The 17006-nt window shown below is 39.9% G+C and carries 4 protein-coding genes; all 4 read right to left on the bottom strand.

Annotation, left to right across the window (positions count from 1 at the left end; genetic code table 11):
• Positions 1-26: 26 nt before the first annotated feature.
• The 4 genes from LPB89_RS05255 to rplI all read right to left on the bottom strand — a co-directional run bounded on the left by LPB89_RS05255 (position 27) and on the right by rplI (position 16946).
• Complete coding sequence (locus LPB89_RS05255; protein ID WP_230700675.1) at positions 27-11363, bottom strand: gliding motility-associated C-terminal domain-containing protein; 11337 nt, start codon at positions 11361-11363, stop codon at positions 27-29.
• Positions 11364-12616: 1253 nt separating this feature from the next.
• On the bottom strand, positions 12617-13090 hold the full coding sequence (locus tag LPB89_RS05250) for a DUF6495 family protein (RefSeq protein WP_230700674.1): 474 nt from the start codon (positions 13088-13090) through the stop codon (positions 12617-12619).
• A gap of 108 nt (positions 13091-13198) precedes the next feature.
• On the bottom strand, positions 13199-16405 hold the full coding sequence (locus LPB89_RS05245) for a carboxypeptidase regulatory-like domain-containing protein (RefSeq protein WP_230700673.1): 3207 nt from the start codon (positions 16403-16405) through the stop codon (positions 13199-13201).
• Between the two features lie 100 nt (positions 16406-16505).
• On the bottom strand, positions 16506-16946 hold the full coding sequence (gene rplI / locus LPB89_RS05240; RefSeq protein ID WP_127337512.1) for a 50S ribosomal protein L9: 441 nt from the start codon (positions 16944-16946) through the stop codon (positions 16506-16508).
• Positions 16947-17006: the final 60 nt, after the last annotated feature.

Below are 17006 nucleotides of genomic sequence, written 5' to 3'. Positions count from 1 at the left end.
ATTAATTAGATAAGAGTATTAATGGACTATCTCATTATAGATAACCATCCTTTTTTAACCGTTCCATCTCCGGTGTCTATCACATAAAAATAAGTACCTGTAGGCAACATATCTCCTCTATTTATAACTCCGGATACATTCGCAGTTCCATCCCAGTCGTTTTCATATTTCTTTTTGCTGTATACTAACGCACCGTATCTGTTGAATACTTTTAATTCATTATTCGGGTGTGTTTCGATACAATCAATTCTGAAAAGATCGTTTTGTCCGTCATTATTTGGAGTAAACTCATTGTACACAGTCAGACAAATTGGTTCCACAAAAGCCGTAGCCGAATTATTTGTAGGATCCACATCTAAAGGAGTGGAAATCTCGATTGTTGCTACATTGTTATAGTTACCACTTGGCAATACCAAAAGTTTCACTTCTAAGGTTTCACTTTCTCCGCCGCTTAAAGTTGGAATTGTCCACACCTGAGTAGCAGGATCATAAACTCCGCTGGATGTTGTAAAGGACACCAAACTGTATCCGCTAGGGATTAGTTCACTTACAAGTATATTTTTGATGGTCCCTTCTCCAACATTGTTTACAGTTATTGTAAAGACAACCTCATCTCCAAAGTTTGGAGCCGGATTATTGACTGTATTTGTGATCGTCAGATCTGAACATGTGGCTACTGTAACGTTTAATGATTTCGTTGTAGTTTCGTCACAAGTATTCACATACGTCACGCTCACTGTTCCCGGACCAACATCAGACCACGAAACGGTTACAGAATCATCTGATGTTCCACCTCCGGTAAGAATAGTTCCATTTGAAATCGTCCACACATAATTCGATTTTCCGTTTCCAATAGAATAGGTAACTCCCTGGAATACACATGGTGTATTATCACTAGTTGTAATTTGTACAAGAGCGTCATTGGCAAATTGTACTGTTATTCCCAAACGTGAAGTATTCACACATCCATTGGTTGTATTATTAAGCGGAACGGCGTAATATGTTGTAGCGGTAAGCGGCGTGTTTGCGGCCAGTGGTGTGCCTCCTGTTGCAGAAGAATAGTAAACAACATTTGCTTCATTTACCACGATATCTTCAATTGTTGGAGTATCTGATAAACAAAATGTTTGTGTTGTTCTTGGAGTAGTAACTATTCCCGGTGTATTTACATTAACCGCAACTGTTAATCTTGCCGGATTCTCACAACCTACATTACTTGCAATAGCACCATAATAGGTACCCGTTACCAAAGCAGTTGTTGCCGGAATTGCAGTACCACCTGTTGAAGTACTGTACCAAACTACATTAGGTTCATTTACCTGAATATTAGCAATTGTTGGTGCATTTACCGAACAGAAGTTTTGAGTCGCTGAATTTGTAGTTGGAGTTGCTGTAGTGTTTTCGATTGTAACAGTTACCTGTAATCTTGTCACACTTTCACAACCAGTTGCCGGATTTGATATAGCACCATAATAGATACCATTTGCCAATGGTGTCGTTGAAGCTATTACTGTACCACCTGTAGGAGTGCTGTACCAAACTACATTTGCTTCATTAACCTGGATATTAGCCACTGTTGGTGCCGCTGTTATACAGAAACTTTGTGTATCATCAGTAGTTGTTGGTGTTGCCGGATTAGTTACTGAAATAGTTACCAATAGACGAACTGAGCTTTCACATCCTGTTACGGCATCTAATAAAGCAGCGTAATAAGTACCACTGGTCAAGGCTGTTGTGGCAGGAATTGGTGTTCCCCCATTCGCAGCACTGTACCAAATCACATTAGGCTGATTGGTCTGAATGCTTGCAAATGTTGGTGCATCTACCAAACAGAAGTCTTGCGTCGTATCTGTTGTTGTTGGTGTTGCCGGATCGGTTACGGAAATAGTTACCAATAAGCGAACTGAACTTTCACATCCTGTTACGGCATCTAGTAAAGCAGCATAATAAGTACCGCTGATCAAAGCTGTTGTAGCAGGGATTGGTGTTCCCCCATTCGCAGCACTGTACCAAACCACATTAGGCTGATTGGTCTGAATGCTTGCAAATGTTGGTGCATCTACCAAACAGAAGTCTTGTGTCGTATCTGTTGTTGTTGGCGTTGCCGGATCCGTTACGGAAATCGTAATTGCTAATCGTATTGAACTCTCACATCCTGTGGCAGCATCCAATAAAGCGGCGTAATAAGTACCGCTGGTCAAAGCTGTTGTAGCAGGAATTGGTGTTCCGCCATTTGCAGCACTGTACCAAACCACATTAGGCTGATTGGTCTGAATACTCGCAAATGTTGGTGCATCTATTAAACAGAAATCCTGTGTGGTATCTGTAGTTGTTGGCGTTGCCGGATCCGTTACGGAAATCGTAATGGCCAATCTTATCGAACTCTCACATCCTGTGGCAGCATCCAATAAAGCAGCGTAATAAGTACCGCTCGTTAAAGCTGTTGTGGCAGGAATTGGTGTTCCTCCATTCCCGGCACTGTACCAAACCACATTAGGCTGGTTGGTCTGAATGCTCGCAAATGTTGGTGCATCTATTAAACAGAAATCCTGTGTGGTATCTGTTGTTGTTGGCGTTGCAGGATCGGTTACGGAAATCGTAATGGCCAATCTTATCGAACTCTCACATCCTGTAGCAGCATCTAATAGAGAAGCGTAATAAGTACCACTGGTCAAAGCTGTTGTGGCTGGAATTGGAGTTCCTCCACTAGCTGCACTGTACCAAACCACATTAGGCTGATTGGTCTGAATGCTTGCAAAGGTTGGTGCGTCTACCAAACAGAAGTCTTGTGTGGTATCTGTTGTTGTTGGCGTTGCAGGATCGGTTACGGAAATGGTAACCAATAGGCGAACTGAACTTTCACATCCTGTAGCAGCATCCAATAAAGCAGCGTAATAAGTACCGCTGGTCAAGGCTGTTGTGGCAGGAATTGCTGTTCCTCCATTCGCAGCACTGTACCAAACCACATTAGGCTGATTGATCTGAATGCTCGCAAAAGTAGACGCATCTACCAAACAGAAGTCTTGTGTAGTATCTGTTGTAGTTGGCGTTGCCGGATCCGTTACGGAAATCGTAATTGCTAATCGTATTGAACTTTCACATCCTGTGGCAGCATCCAATAAAGCAGCATAATAAGTACCGCTGGTCAAAGCTGTTGTGGCAGGAATTGGTGTTCCGCCATTCGCAGCACTGTACCAAACCACATTAGGCTGATTGGTCTGAATGTTTGCAAAGGTTGGTGCGTCTATTAAACAGAAGTCTTGTGTAGTATCTGTGGTAGTTGGCGTTGCAGGATCCGTTACGGAAATAGTTACCAATAAACGAACTGAACTTTCACATCCTGTCGTAGCATCTAATAAAGCAGCGTAATAAGTACCGCTGGTCAAAGCTGTTGTGGCAGGAATTGGTGTTCCCCCATTCGCAGCATTGTACCAAACCACATTAGGCTGATTGGTCTGAATACTTGCAAATGTTGGTGCATCTACTAGACAGAAATCCTGAGTGGTATCTGTTGTAGTTGGCGTTGCCGGATCGGTTACGGAAATAGTAACCAATAGGCGAACTGAACTTTCACATCCTGTCGTAGCATCTAATAAAGCAGCGTAATAAGTACCACTGGTCAAAGCTGTTGTTGCAGGAATTGGTGTTCCGCCATTCGCTGCACTGTACCAAACCACATTAGGCTGATTGGTCTGAATACTTGCAAAAGTCGGTGCATCTACCAAACAGAAGTCTTGTGTCGTATCTGTTGTTGTTGGCGTTGCAGGATCCGTTACGGAAATTGTAATTGCTAATCGTATAGAACTCTCACATCCTGTTACCGCATCTAATAAAGCAGCGTAATAAGTACCGCTGGTCAAAGCTGTTGTGGCAGGAATTGGTGTTCCTCCATTCGCAGCACTGTACCAAACCACATTAGGCTGATTGGTCTGAATGCTTGCAAAGGTTGGTGCATCTATTAAACAGAAATCTTGTGTGGTATTTGTTGTTGTTGGCGTTGCCGGATCGGTTACGGAAATAGTAACCAATAGGCGAACTGAACTTTCACATCCTGTAGCAGCATCCAATAAAGCAGCATAATAAGTACCACTGGTTAAAGCTGTAGTAGCTGGGATTGGTGTTCCTCCATTCGCAGCACTGTACCAAACCACATTAGGCTGATTGGTCTGAATACTTGCAAAAGTTGGTGCATCTACTAGACAGAAATCCTGAGTGGTATCTGTTGTAGTTGGCGTTGCAGGATCGGTTACGGAAATCGTAACGGCCAATCTTATCGAACTTTCACATCCTGTTACGGCATCCAATAAAGCAGCATAATAAGTACCACTGGTCAAGGCTGTTGTGGCAGGAATTGGTGTTCCCCCATTCGCAGCACTGTACCAAACCACATTAGGCTGATTGGTCTGAATGCTCGCAAAAGTAGGTGCATCTACCAAACAGAAGTCTTGTGTCGTATCTGTTGTAGTTGGTGTTGCCGGATCCGTTACGGAAATTGTAATTGCTAATCGTATTGAACTTTCACATCCTGTTACTGCATCCAATAAAGCAGCGTAATAAGTACCGCTTGTTAAAGCTGTTGTGGCAGGAATTGGAGCCCCTCCATTTGCAGCACTGTACCAAACCACATTAGACTGATTGGTCTGAATGCTCGCAAAAGTTGGTGCATCTACTAAACAGAAATCCTGTGTGGTATCTGTTGTAGTTGGCGTTACCGGATCGGTTACGGAAATCGTAATGGCTAATCGTATCGAACTTTCACATCCTGTAGCAGCATCTAATAGAGAAGCGTAATAAGTACCACTGGTCAAAGCTGTTGTGGCAGGAATCGGTGTTCCGCCATTCGCAGCACTGTACCAAACCACATTAGGCTGATTGGTCTGAATGCTTGCAAATGTTGGTGCATCTACTAAACAGAAATCTTGTGTGGTATCTGTTGTTGTTGGCGTTGCCGGATCGGTTACGGAAATCGTAATTGCTAATCGTATTGAACTTTCACATCCTGTTACGGCATCCAATAAAGCAGCGTAATAAGTACCACTGGTCAAAGCTGTTGTGGCTGGAATTGGAGTTCCTCCACTAGCTGCACTGTACCAAACCACATTAGGCTGATTGGTCTGAATGCTCGCAAAAGTAGGCGCATCTACCAAACAGAAATCTTGTGTAGTATCTGTTGTTGTTGGTGTCGCAGGATTGGTTACTGAAATTGTAACGGCCAGTCTTACGGAACTCTCACAGCCGGTCGCACCGTCCAATAGAGCAGCATAATAAGTACCGCTGGTCAAAGCTGTTGTGGCAGGAATTGGAGTTCCGCCGTTCGCAGCACTGTACCAAACCACATTGGTCTCATTGGTCTGAATACTTGCAAAAGTCGGTGCATCTATCAGACAGAAGTCTTGTGTAGTATCTGTTGTTGTTGGCGTGGCAGGGTCATTTACAATTATTGTTGCTGATTGAAGTGTTACTGCTATATTCTCGCAAGTAACATCACTTGCCACTGCAACAAAATAAGTAATTGGACTTACTGCACGTGTTAAACCCGTTACTGTTAAAACACCTGTAGCGCTTATCGCATAAGTCAATCCGCCTGCCACAAGTCCATTGGTTATAGGCTGGGTTTTATTGGCATCAAAATACCAGGTAAATACCGGATTGGTCAGCGCAGTTGCTGTTGGTGTTAATACTCCTGGTATGTTGTGGCATACAGCGATATCGTCAACTGAAATATCATTTGCTCCTGAAGGAGGTAAAATGGTCAGCGTAATTTGTTTTCGGTCTGCGGCTGCAGTTTCACAAAATTCAACAGAACTCACTCCAACATAATAGGTGTATGTTCCCGGAACAAGGCCATTTACAATTAACTGAGCAGTCGTTTCTCCCGGAATTAGCTGACTTGTAGTTCCGTCAAAACTATACCAGTAGTATATTGGATTTGTCAGTGCCGGAGTTCCGCTCAGGCTTGTTGCAAGTGTTATAGTACCGGTTGGTGAACAAACTGAAGTAGCTGTTCCTCCATTTAAGGTAATATCGGTTAAAGCATTTACCGGAGCTGAAGCTTTTACTTCTACAGTTACTTCTCCTCTTGCCAATGCTTCACAACCGTAACGTACTGGCTGTACATAATATTTGTAAATTCCTGCTGCCAATGTTGCTGGTACGGTATAAGTAATACCGTTTGCTACAACATTTCCACCAATAGGAGAATCGTACCATCTGTAGGTTGAACAGGCTTCGGCCGGTATCTGAAGTGTGACAGGGCTTCCGGGACAGACTATTACTTTATTATTAAGGTCCCCTCCTGTTACTTTTGTATTGGCTACTCGCTCAACAGTATGAACTCTAAGGAATTCCAATACTCCCGCAACTCCTCCAAAACGGATTCTCACGCGATCGTAAGGCTCTGGCTGAGAAGATACAAGAACCATAGACATGGTATTTCCAGGTAACAATCTTACACTTAATAATGTACTTGTATTCTGAATTGGAGCTCCAACCGCAACATTACCTAAATAACGCTGAATGCTGAATCCTGTTAGCACATTAGCATCCAGAAGAACTCCCGGTTTTGAAACCACTATTCTTAAGGTATCACTTACAATTGATGGAGTCTTAAAGGCTACTGTTAAATCTGCCGCAGCAAGAGCACCTACACCGCTGTACATTGTGGCAAAAGTGGTGATGTCATTATCTGCTACATTCAAAGCATCACTAACCCCTACAGTGGCTGTTAAAGCTCCTATCGGAAGACCCAGATCTGTAGCTCCATAATATACATCTTGTATATCTCCCGGAGTACAGGTGACCGTAGAAACCGGTCTGGTGTAATAAGCGTCAAACACCTTTGTGTTTTGAGCAACACTTAAAAGTGATGCAGACTGGATTCTGATTCCATCATAATCCTGAGGTCCTGAAGTATTGGATGGTACAAAAGTATATTCGAATGAATTATCTCCTGAGATTAAATTCACTAATGATCCTGAAATAGATTGCATCGTTCCGATATCAACCCCGTTTTTAGTTCCAATAATGGACAAATCTTGTCCTACCGCTAAAACACTGGCTTCAGATCCTAATTTTACGGTTACCGGAGTTCCTTTGACAATATTCGCAGGCCATGTCAGATTTTGCCATGTCGCTCCTACACCTAAAAGTCCAACTCCTGTAGTAATCGTAGAAAAAGTTTGAGGATTGCCATCTACTGCTGCGGTAGGATTAGTCACTACTCCTGATATAATGGTGCCCTGACTTTGTCCTGTAGCATACACTCTTTCTGCCAGTAATGGACAGGTACCCGGATCTATAACATTCACCGTAACGGCTCCTGTAACAGAACAATTGGCATTACTCGCCACTACTGTATAGGTATAAACTCCCGGTGTATTCAATATACCCGTTGTAAACGGAGGTCCGGCCAGGGAATTTCCCTGAGGATCAAACCAGGCCAATGTTCCGTCTGATGTGGCAGACAAAGTCACTGCAGAACCTGCATTTACCGAAACTGATGAAGGTACAACCAAACTAGGCAACGGGTTAACAGTAACTGTTACTGGTAGTTTAACAGATGGACATGTAACACCGTTACCCTGAGCTTGAATTGAGTAAACACCACTTACTGTTATATTTCCTGCTGCATTTTCAGTGATGATATTATTAGATGCATCATAAAAAGTATAAATTGTATTTCCCGTTGTGTCATAACCTACGATAGCACTTTTTAAGTTTGCACTTCCGCAGCTTGCCGGTAAAGGTGTAGTTACCGCTAAAGGTGTCACTGTAGGAATGGTAACGGTTACTTGTTTTAAAGTGTTTAAAGTATTCTCACACGTATTTGCATTAGCAACAGAAACATAATAATTATAAGGAGCTCCTAAGGCAGTAAGCCCGGAAACTGTAAGCGCACCAGTTGTCGGATCTTTAACAAAAGTTACGCCTGGCTGGGTTGCTACAACAGATCCTGTTATAATTTCCTGAGTTTTATTCTGATCGGTATAATATCTAAATTGAGCTCCCGCTAAAGCAGAGGTCGGAGCCAATGCAACCGCCCCGGAGCAGGAAGCTTCCAGAGGGCTTGTAATAGTAACATCCGCAGCAGTTGCTAATGGATTTACGGTTATTGTAACAGGCTGACGAACACTGTTTATACAGGCTCCTCGTGCTGCTTCTACATAATAGGTTGTCGTATTATTTAACGGAAGTGTTGGATTTACAGCCACTATATTTCCCGCAGTTGGGGAATCATACCACGTAAACGTTTCTGTTCCTGTTGAAGTAGCGGTTAAAGAAGCTGTACCTCCGGCGCAAATTGTTGTCGCTCCTGTTATTACAGCATTTGGATATCTGTAAGAAGCTCCATAAATATTTACACTGGTTAATAATGTTGCTACGCCGCCTAATCTAACCTCAACTCTGTCAAAAGTCGAAGCGGTAGTAAAACTAGCTTTGAATCGGTTGCCTGATAATAATTGTACATTCAGTAAATTATTATTAAGGGCAACCCTGTCATTATTATAGGTCGCACCGTCATAGGTTGCTAAACTAATATAAGATAAAGCACTTATATCGAGAAGGCCTCCCGGAACTTCTAATTCAACATCTATAATGTCACCCGCCTCACCTGGTGAAGCGAAAGTTAAAGTTTGCTGAATATAGCTTCCAAGTACCCCAACTGGTATGGTAAGGGTAGCTGCAGTGTTAATATTTCCATCAACAGAACCACCCGGATTGGTCGCTCCACAGCCAACACATAATAGTCCCGGATCTAAAGCGGTCACCTGAGCATTCGCCTGAAGACAATTACTAACCGTATTAATTACTACAACATTAATTACTGCTCTGGCACTGCTCACACAACCTGTAGTCAGATCTGTAGCTTCAACATAAAATGTTTTATTTGCCGTTAAAGCCGGAGTTGGTGTATACGTACTGGTATTAGCTGCTAAAGCAATTCCTCCTGTTGGGACATCAAACCAGGCATAAGATAAATTAGCATCAGGATTTGAAATACCTAACATAACATTCTGACCGGACTGAATCACTACATTCGAGGATAAAGGTACCGGTACTGCCGGCAATGGATTTACAATAAGGTTCACCGGAGTACGGGAACTTAAACAACTTCCTATTGAAGCTTCCACATAATAACTAGCATTAGCTATTAAAGCCGGCGTTGTAAATGAAGTTCCTGTAAACACTAAATTCCCTGCTACATTGGCATCATACCAATTGTATACTGTACCCAAAACTGGTGCCTGAACAGTTAAAGTAACCGTCTGTCCGCTGCAAATTGTTGTAGGAACAGCCGTAATAACTGGCGCAACAGGATTTTGTACTGAAACTGTTACAGGATTACGCTCACTGTTTAAACAGCCATTTCTGGTAATGGCCGTATAATAAGTGGTATTGGCATTTAAAGCCGGTGTGGTAAAGGACGCTGTATTTACCAGTGGAAGACCGCCGGTTGCTGCACTGTACCATTCAACTGTTTCTCCCGCACCCAGGGTAGCGGTCAGTGTAGTGGTTTGTCCACTACAAATGGTTGTACTTCCTGTAATCACGGGAGCTTTATATCGGTAAGCCGCCTGATAAATATCCAGACTTGTTATGGCTGAAACCAGACCGCCCAATCGCACTTCAACACGATCAAACGCTGTACCTGCCGTAACACTGGCTCTAAAACGATTTCCTCCCAATAATACAATATCAACTATATTATTAATCGAAACTCTGTCATTATTAAAAGTGGCTCCGTTATAAGTGGCTAAACTAATATAATTTAATACACTTAAATCCAGGACACCCCCCGGAACTTCCAGCTCAACATCAACAATATCCCCTGCTCTGCCGGGATTATTAAACTGAAGTGTTTGCTGTGCATATCCATTAATTAAACCAACCGGAATGGTAAGTCTCGCAGCAGTTGCCGGATTTCCATCCACTGAATTATTAGGATTTGTAGAACCACATAATAAACAAAGACCATTAAAATTAGTTTGCTGGCTATTTGCTTCTAAACAAGTTCCCAAAGGATTATTTACAACTGTTACCGTTACCGGTACTCTCGAAGCACTTACACAACCTCCGGATGCACTTTGGGCTTCCACATAATAGGTTTTGGTAGCCACTAATATAGGCGTCGTAAATGTTGTCGAATTTGTCAGAAGCGCAGTTCCGCCAGTGGCAACGTCATACCAGTTTAGGGTTACACCTGCACCCGTAGCCGCAGCGCTCAATGTGGCATTCTGACCTGATTGAATGGTAACACTCTGTGTCAATACTGTTGGTAATGCTGGTACCGGATTTGAGATTACTGTAACCTGCGTTCTTGCAGGACTTACGCAGGAACCTATTGCGGCTTCTACAAAAAAATTGGTAGTACCAACAGGAACTACTGGAGAATAAGTATCACCGGAGGCTAAAATCGTTCCCCCGTTATTTACGGAATACCAGTTGTAGGTGGTTCCGGGAATAGAATTAATTACTGATAATGTAGTTTGCTGTGTCGCGCCGGTAGAACATATTGCTGTTCCGGCAGTACTGATAGCCGGGGCGACAGGGTTAGAAACATTAACCACAACCGGTAAACGGTCACTACCTTCACAACCGGCAGCTCTGGTTACACCTATATAATAATTGGTAGCTGTCGTTAAAACTGGTGTTTGATAACTATTAGCCGTTATCAAAGGAGTGGTAGAAGTTGGAGAATCGTACCAGGACAGGGAAGTACCTGCTGCCGGAGCAGCAGTTAAAGTAGTGAAACTTCCAGAACAAATTGTCTGACTTAAGCCTCCTGCTATGGTTGGTTTGGCAAAATCCAAACGAACATCGTAAATTCTTAAACTCACCAAAAGGCTTAAAATGCCTCCCACCTGCACCTGTATCTGATTCGTATCACCTGTAACAGTAAATCGTACTGCTGCAATTGTGTTTCCGGATAACAAGTTTAAGTTTAAAAGCGGGCTGTTTAGTGGCACACTTGGACCTACATTGGTTCCGGAAAGTTTAGCCTGAAGTGTTGCATTAGATAATAATCCAACATCAAGCAAACCGTTTCCTGTACCCAGATAAAGTACAATTTGATCTCCGGCTTTTGCCGTCTGATTGAGCGTTAATGTCTCCTGGACAAAACAACCAACTCCAACAGCGTTTGTCAGAGTGGCATAGGTAGTCAGGCCTGCGTCATTGTCGTAGGCACTGGCAGGACTATTTACATCCAATCCTACACATAATAATCCACCCTGGCTATTAGTTTGCGACACAGGCCGGCAAACTGATTGCGAAAATGCATTAGTACATAATAAGAATAAGGATAATAGTCCGAATAATCTCTTCTGAGAAGTGAGATTACAAAAAGTAAAGATTTTTTTCATAATTTGGAAGATTAGAAAATGGACAATAAAATACCTGTTGCGATAAGTACGTATACTTAGGCAATTCAAAAAAAACACTTATAATCAATAGATTAGAATAAAATTTAAAACCCTAATGGTAAGACCTTAAATTAGACTTCTTAAAAAACAATAAAATTTAGTTATACAATGAAAGAACATGAGAGCATCCTTTATTCACGTTTGAATAAAAAACTGACTCAAAAATTTTTAGGAATATTGACCTTAATCAATCTTCCAGACGGAGTGATTTGTTGTAGTGCAAATTTTCATGAAAGAAAATTTTAAGCTAGCTAGAATTGGGGAATTCTATAACTGTACATGGATTCAATAATAACAGAAAGTTGATTAGGCAATCTGTTAATTGTTGATTAGAAATAAATTCTAAAAAATTGAATTCATAATTTAAAATAAAGCATTATCGGATTTCAAATTTAAACATAACAATACGTTTCATTTCCAAAACAACTGACTGGGTTTTGGAAACAAAAGTGAAAACTTAATGTAATTGTAATGTTGAAATTTATAGAACAAATTTGCTTTTAACCTAAAATTCAATTGGGGAATAAATTTTAGTTGTTTGAAAATCAAAACAGATAAAGCTAAAATAATTAGAAGACCTAAAACAAATTTGATAAAGAGAGTATTTGTCAATTCCATAAGCAAATTAATTAAGTTATTAAAAATTTTAAACTTTAATAATTGTAGAAAAAAAATACAAAAATTGTTCTGTTTTTAATTTTATAAAGTGACAATTAAAGCAGCTCTTTATAAATGTTTTTAAAAAATCATTTTGTTTAACTTTTCTTTACTAAAATTAATTAAAATTAAAATATAAAACAAAACTAAATTTCTGATTTTTTTAAATTTAATGAATTTTTAAAACTGAAAAAGAGAGCTCATGCATTGGAATTACTGACATTAGAAGCTCAAAATGAGGCTTTTAAATATATCACATTTTTTTTAACTCTTTTTTGTGAAAAATACAAAAAGTAAGTTTAGTACTACTTTTTAGTATCGAAAAATGTCTTTTTGTTAAAACAAAAAGCATATTTGAAAAGCAAAACCTACAAAAAATATTTAAAAGTTAAAATCTTAATCTTTTCTAAAAAAACACGTAGAAATACGGGTAAAATAAAATACAAAAGATTAAACAAAAGTTAAAAGAACTAAAAAAGGTAAATATTTTAACACCAACTACTTACCTATTTTACCAAAATACATCTTAAAATTGTTTAAGATTCAATAATCGTATTAATTTGTTTGAATAATTGTCCGTCACTCAGGAAAGCGCCTTGTTGAATCAATTCAAAAATAGAAGCATTGCGATCTTCCGTAAATACTTTTTTTCCAACCTTCATTTCTATTGTTTCGGTAAACATATTATCACTTAGCCATTGCAGGCCCTCCTGTGTCAGGAAATCCGTTTCAGGAACCAGTGATTTTAAAACAATGGATTGTACATGGGTTTCAAAACATTGAAACAAGAAAATATGGTTTTTAGAAAAATGCTCCAAAAATTCTGCCCTGGATAAAACACCTTCCCAGATCAAATCTGAAAAAACATCCAGTTCCTGTTCAGCAACTTCAGGTTTATTTTCCTTTATAGCATCCCATTCCGCCTTATCAATCGCCTGCGTTGCCAAAAAGCTTGAAAATTCTGCATGCAATTCTTCAAATTGCTCTTTTGTTAATCTTGCGTATTTCATTATTATTCTTTCAAATTAAACCTTTATATGCTTTTATAAGTGTCTTCATTTTTAAACAAAAAAAAGCCCCCTTAAATAAGGGGGCAAATTTACAATATCTTTATACGATTAGAAAATATATCGGACACCAAATTGCATTTGCCATCTTGAATTCAAACTGGCATCATAGCTGAATGTTTTTGTCTGTGTATTGGTAAAGGTATACGTTGGCGTATTCCCTGCCACAGTAACTCCAATCGGCTGTACGCTGGTAGGAACCTGAACCACTCCCCAATCGGAATTAAGCAGGTTTCCAACATTCAGAATATCAATACTAAACTGTATGGTATTCTTTTTCTCTGACGCAGATGAAAATTTGAAATTATAATCCTGTAAAATCTTCATATCCCATTTTCCTCTCCACGGAGAAATTGCCCCGTAACGTTCTGCGTACTGACCTCTCCTGTCTCTTAAATAATCATCCTGCTCAATAAATTTATTAAAAGCATCCCCCTGCGCCGCTCCTCCTGTAAAGGTCATTTGGCTGATTTCAGCTGTTGTAGGCACATACATTAAATCATTGACCGCAGATCCGTCATTATTGATATCACCTCCGTATGTATAACTAAAACGTCCGCCTCTGGCATATTCGAAGAAAGTAGAAACTGTCGTTGCCCATTTATCTTTCCCGTATTTCCATTTTTTGGATCCTACCCCAATAAAACGGTTATTGTCTCCGTATTTAGAATTAGAAAGCACGTCTTTATTTACATTCCCCAAAGCGGGATTAAAGGCAAAGGCATCCCCGGTAATCTCAGCTTCGATAGAATTTACATCTTTAGATACTAAATAGTTATACGCTAAACTTGCATATAATCCATTTTCAAAAGTTTTCTGGATTTTAACCGAACTATTAAACGCAAACCCTTTATCGGAATTAGTCATTACGTAGGCACTCTTTGCGCCTTTATCAGCAGCAGTATAAATCAGTCTGTTATCTACACCTGCCAGAGTTCCCGTTGGATCTTTTAAGCCCCAGTTTTGTACATGAACACCATTGATATCTTTATTATAAGACATATCAATAGTCAGAATATAATTGCTCTCAAATTTGTGGTCATATCCCAAACTTGTTCTCCACACCTGCGGCCATTTATAATCGGGATCCATAATCTGAAAAAAGCCGTCATCGGCACCACTTACCTGATTGCCTAACCATACAAAAGGAATTCGTCCTGTAAAAACTCCTGATCCGCCTCGAAGCTGCGATGTGGCATCACCGCTGGCATCCCAGTTAAAACCAATTCTTGGCGACCACAAAATTTTATCGCTTGGCAGATCTGTAGACTTTAATTTTCTGGCTTTACCTGTTTCCGGATCAAAATAATCTAAATTATTATTCCTTCCTGCCCCGCCATTATTAGTATCAATATATTTCTGAATCAAATCGGCAGTATTAAAATATAAGGGCTTATCTGCTCTCAAACCTACCGATAATTTGAAATTATCCGTAATACTCCAGTCATCCTGCGCATAAAAAGCCCACTGGCCTACATTTAATTCTGCCAGCTTCCAGCCATTATCTGCTCCAACAGCATAACTATTTTTAGAATTATAAGTATCAATCGCATATTGCATGTTCTGAGCCAATGAACTGGATGCAAATGGTAAAGCGGCATCGGCTAAAAAGTCTGCTACACTTGCGTAAGGCCTGAAAGTCCCGTAATAAGGAACCGGATCTATCGTATTATCACGAAATTTATCATAACCCGTTAAATTAAAAGAGTTTTCGAAATTAAATTTTTCAAAAGAAGTACCAAAAGTAAAAGCATGGCTGCCTACTGTATATGTCAGATTATCGGTAATCTGAATTACTTTCTGTTTCAGTGTATTATTGATAGAAAAAGGTTCATGTCCGGCAATAATATAGTTCGATCCGGCACCGTCCTGTATATTAATTACCGGAGCAGGCGATGAAAACGGATCCCTGAAATCATTAAAGTAGGTATAACCTGCCTGCAGTTTATTTGAAACAGATTCACTAAATTTTGAATTTAACTCCAATAAAAAAGAACTCAGCTTATTATTAATCTCGTATCCTGAATTCTGAAACTGAAGAATGGAGGCATTTGGCCCTCTGAACCCTAACGCTGTCGGATGCGCCGGTTTATCCTTGGAAGCATCCAGAAAATTATAAATAACAGCCAATTTATGATTATCATTAATGTTCCAGTCTAGTTTTACAATTCCTTTTGTTGAATTTGAATTGTGAACGAAACCCTGATAGGCTCCTGGATTGTAATTAAAATTATTGCCATTGGCGTCTTTTAAATTTGTCAAGGCATTTGATACCGCAATCAAATCAGACTCTAACACTCTGGATTCGTTAATTCCGGTAACACCATCGTTATTGTTGGCCACGAAGTTAGATCCTAAATCGCTTCTTTTATCAATTTCGAAATTTCCGAAAATGAATAATTTATCTTTAATAATCGGAGCTCCCAGACTGAATCCCGCCTGAGTTTGTTCTAAGGAGGGTACAAATATTTTTTCTCCTTTTATTTTACTTCCCGTAAAATCCTGGTTTCTGTAAAATACATAGGCAGTACCATGAAATTCATTAGTCCCTGATTTCGTTACGGCATTTACGGAAGCGCCTGTAAAACCGGACAAAGTAACATCATAAGGAGCTGTAGCTACCTGAATCTGGTCGATTGCATCTAATGAAATGGGCTGAGAACCTGTCTGCCCGCCGGGAGTTGCCGCATCTAACCCAAAAGGATTATTAAAAATAGCACCGTTTAAGGAATAATTATTATACTGGTCATTTCTTCCTCCAAATGAACCACCACTGGCTGTTGGCTCCAGACGTGTAAAATCTTCTGCTGATCTTGAAATAGTAGGCAAAGCGGTCAATTCTCTTCTTCCAATTGTGGTCTCGGCGCCGGTTCTCCCGCTTTGGAAGACTTTATTTTTGGAAACTACTTTAACTTCTTCTAAAGTCTGGCTTTCATTTGCTAAAATAACATCAAGATTAAAGACTTTTCCCAAATCAAGATAAACGTCATTATATTCCTGATTCTGGTACCCTACAAAAGTAACCGTAATTTTATAAGGTCCGCCAATTCTCATATTCAAAATATTAAATCTTCCGTCTTCATTAGACAACGAAGAATATTTTGAACCACTCGGAGTATGCACTGCCAGAATGGTAGCTCCCGGTAAAAGTTCGCTGGATGAACTTTTTACAATACCCTTAATACTCGATGTTGTGGTTTGCCCTAACGCTGCGGTAAGACCAAAGACACATAACAATAATACAAAGATTCTTTTCATTTTCCTGGTTTTGAGTGAGTTATTTCCCTCAAAATTAGGCAAAAAAAAATCACTCCGGGGAGTGATTTTTATATTTTATTAACAAAAAGTTAACAATCTGTTATTTCTCTGCAACAATTTCGTAAGGTAGTTCAACTATTACATCTCTGTGTAAACGGATGTTAGCAGTATATTTTCCAGTACGTTTTACGATACCACTAGTGATGAATTTTCTATCAATAGCGTTACCTGATTTCTCTAAAGCTTCAGCAATGTCGATGTTTGTGATAGAACCAAAAAGTTTCTCTCCACCAGCTTTTGCAGTAAGTTTAATTTCAAGAGCTTTTAAAGTTTCAGCTAATGCTTTTGCATCAGCAACAACTTTAGCTTCTTTGTGAGCTCTTTGTTTTAGGTTTTCAGCCAATACTTTCTTTGCAGAAGGTGTAGCCAATTGCGCGAATCCCTGAGGAATTAAGAAGTTACGACCGTAACCAGCTTTAACTGATACTACGTCATCTTTAAACCCTAGGTTTTGTACGTCTTGTTTTAAAATAAGTTCCATGTTGTTGTCCTTTATTTGAGAAGTTAGGTTCCATCTTACCGGAAACCAACAACTATTCTT

Origin of the sequence: Flavobacterium sp. ENC, assembly GCF_020991415.1 — a bacterium.
Classification (GTDB): domain Bacteria; phylum Bacteroidota; class Bacteroidia; order Flavobacteriales; family Flavobacteriaceae; genus Flavobacterium.
This window is presented reverse-complemented; position numbering and strand designations above follow the sequence as displayed.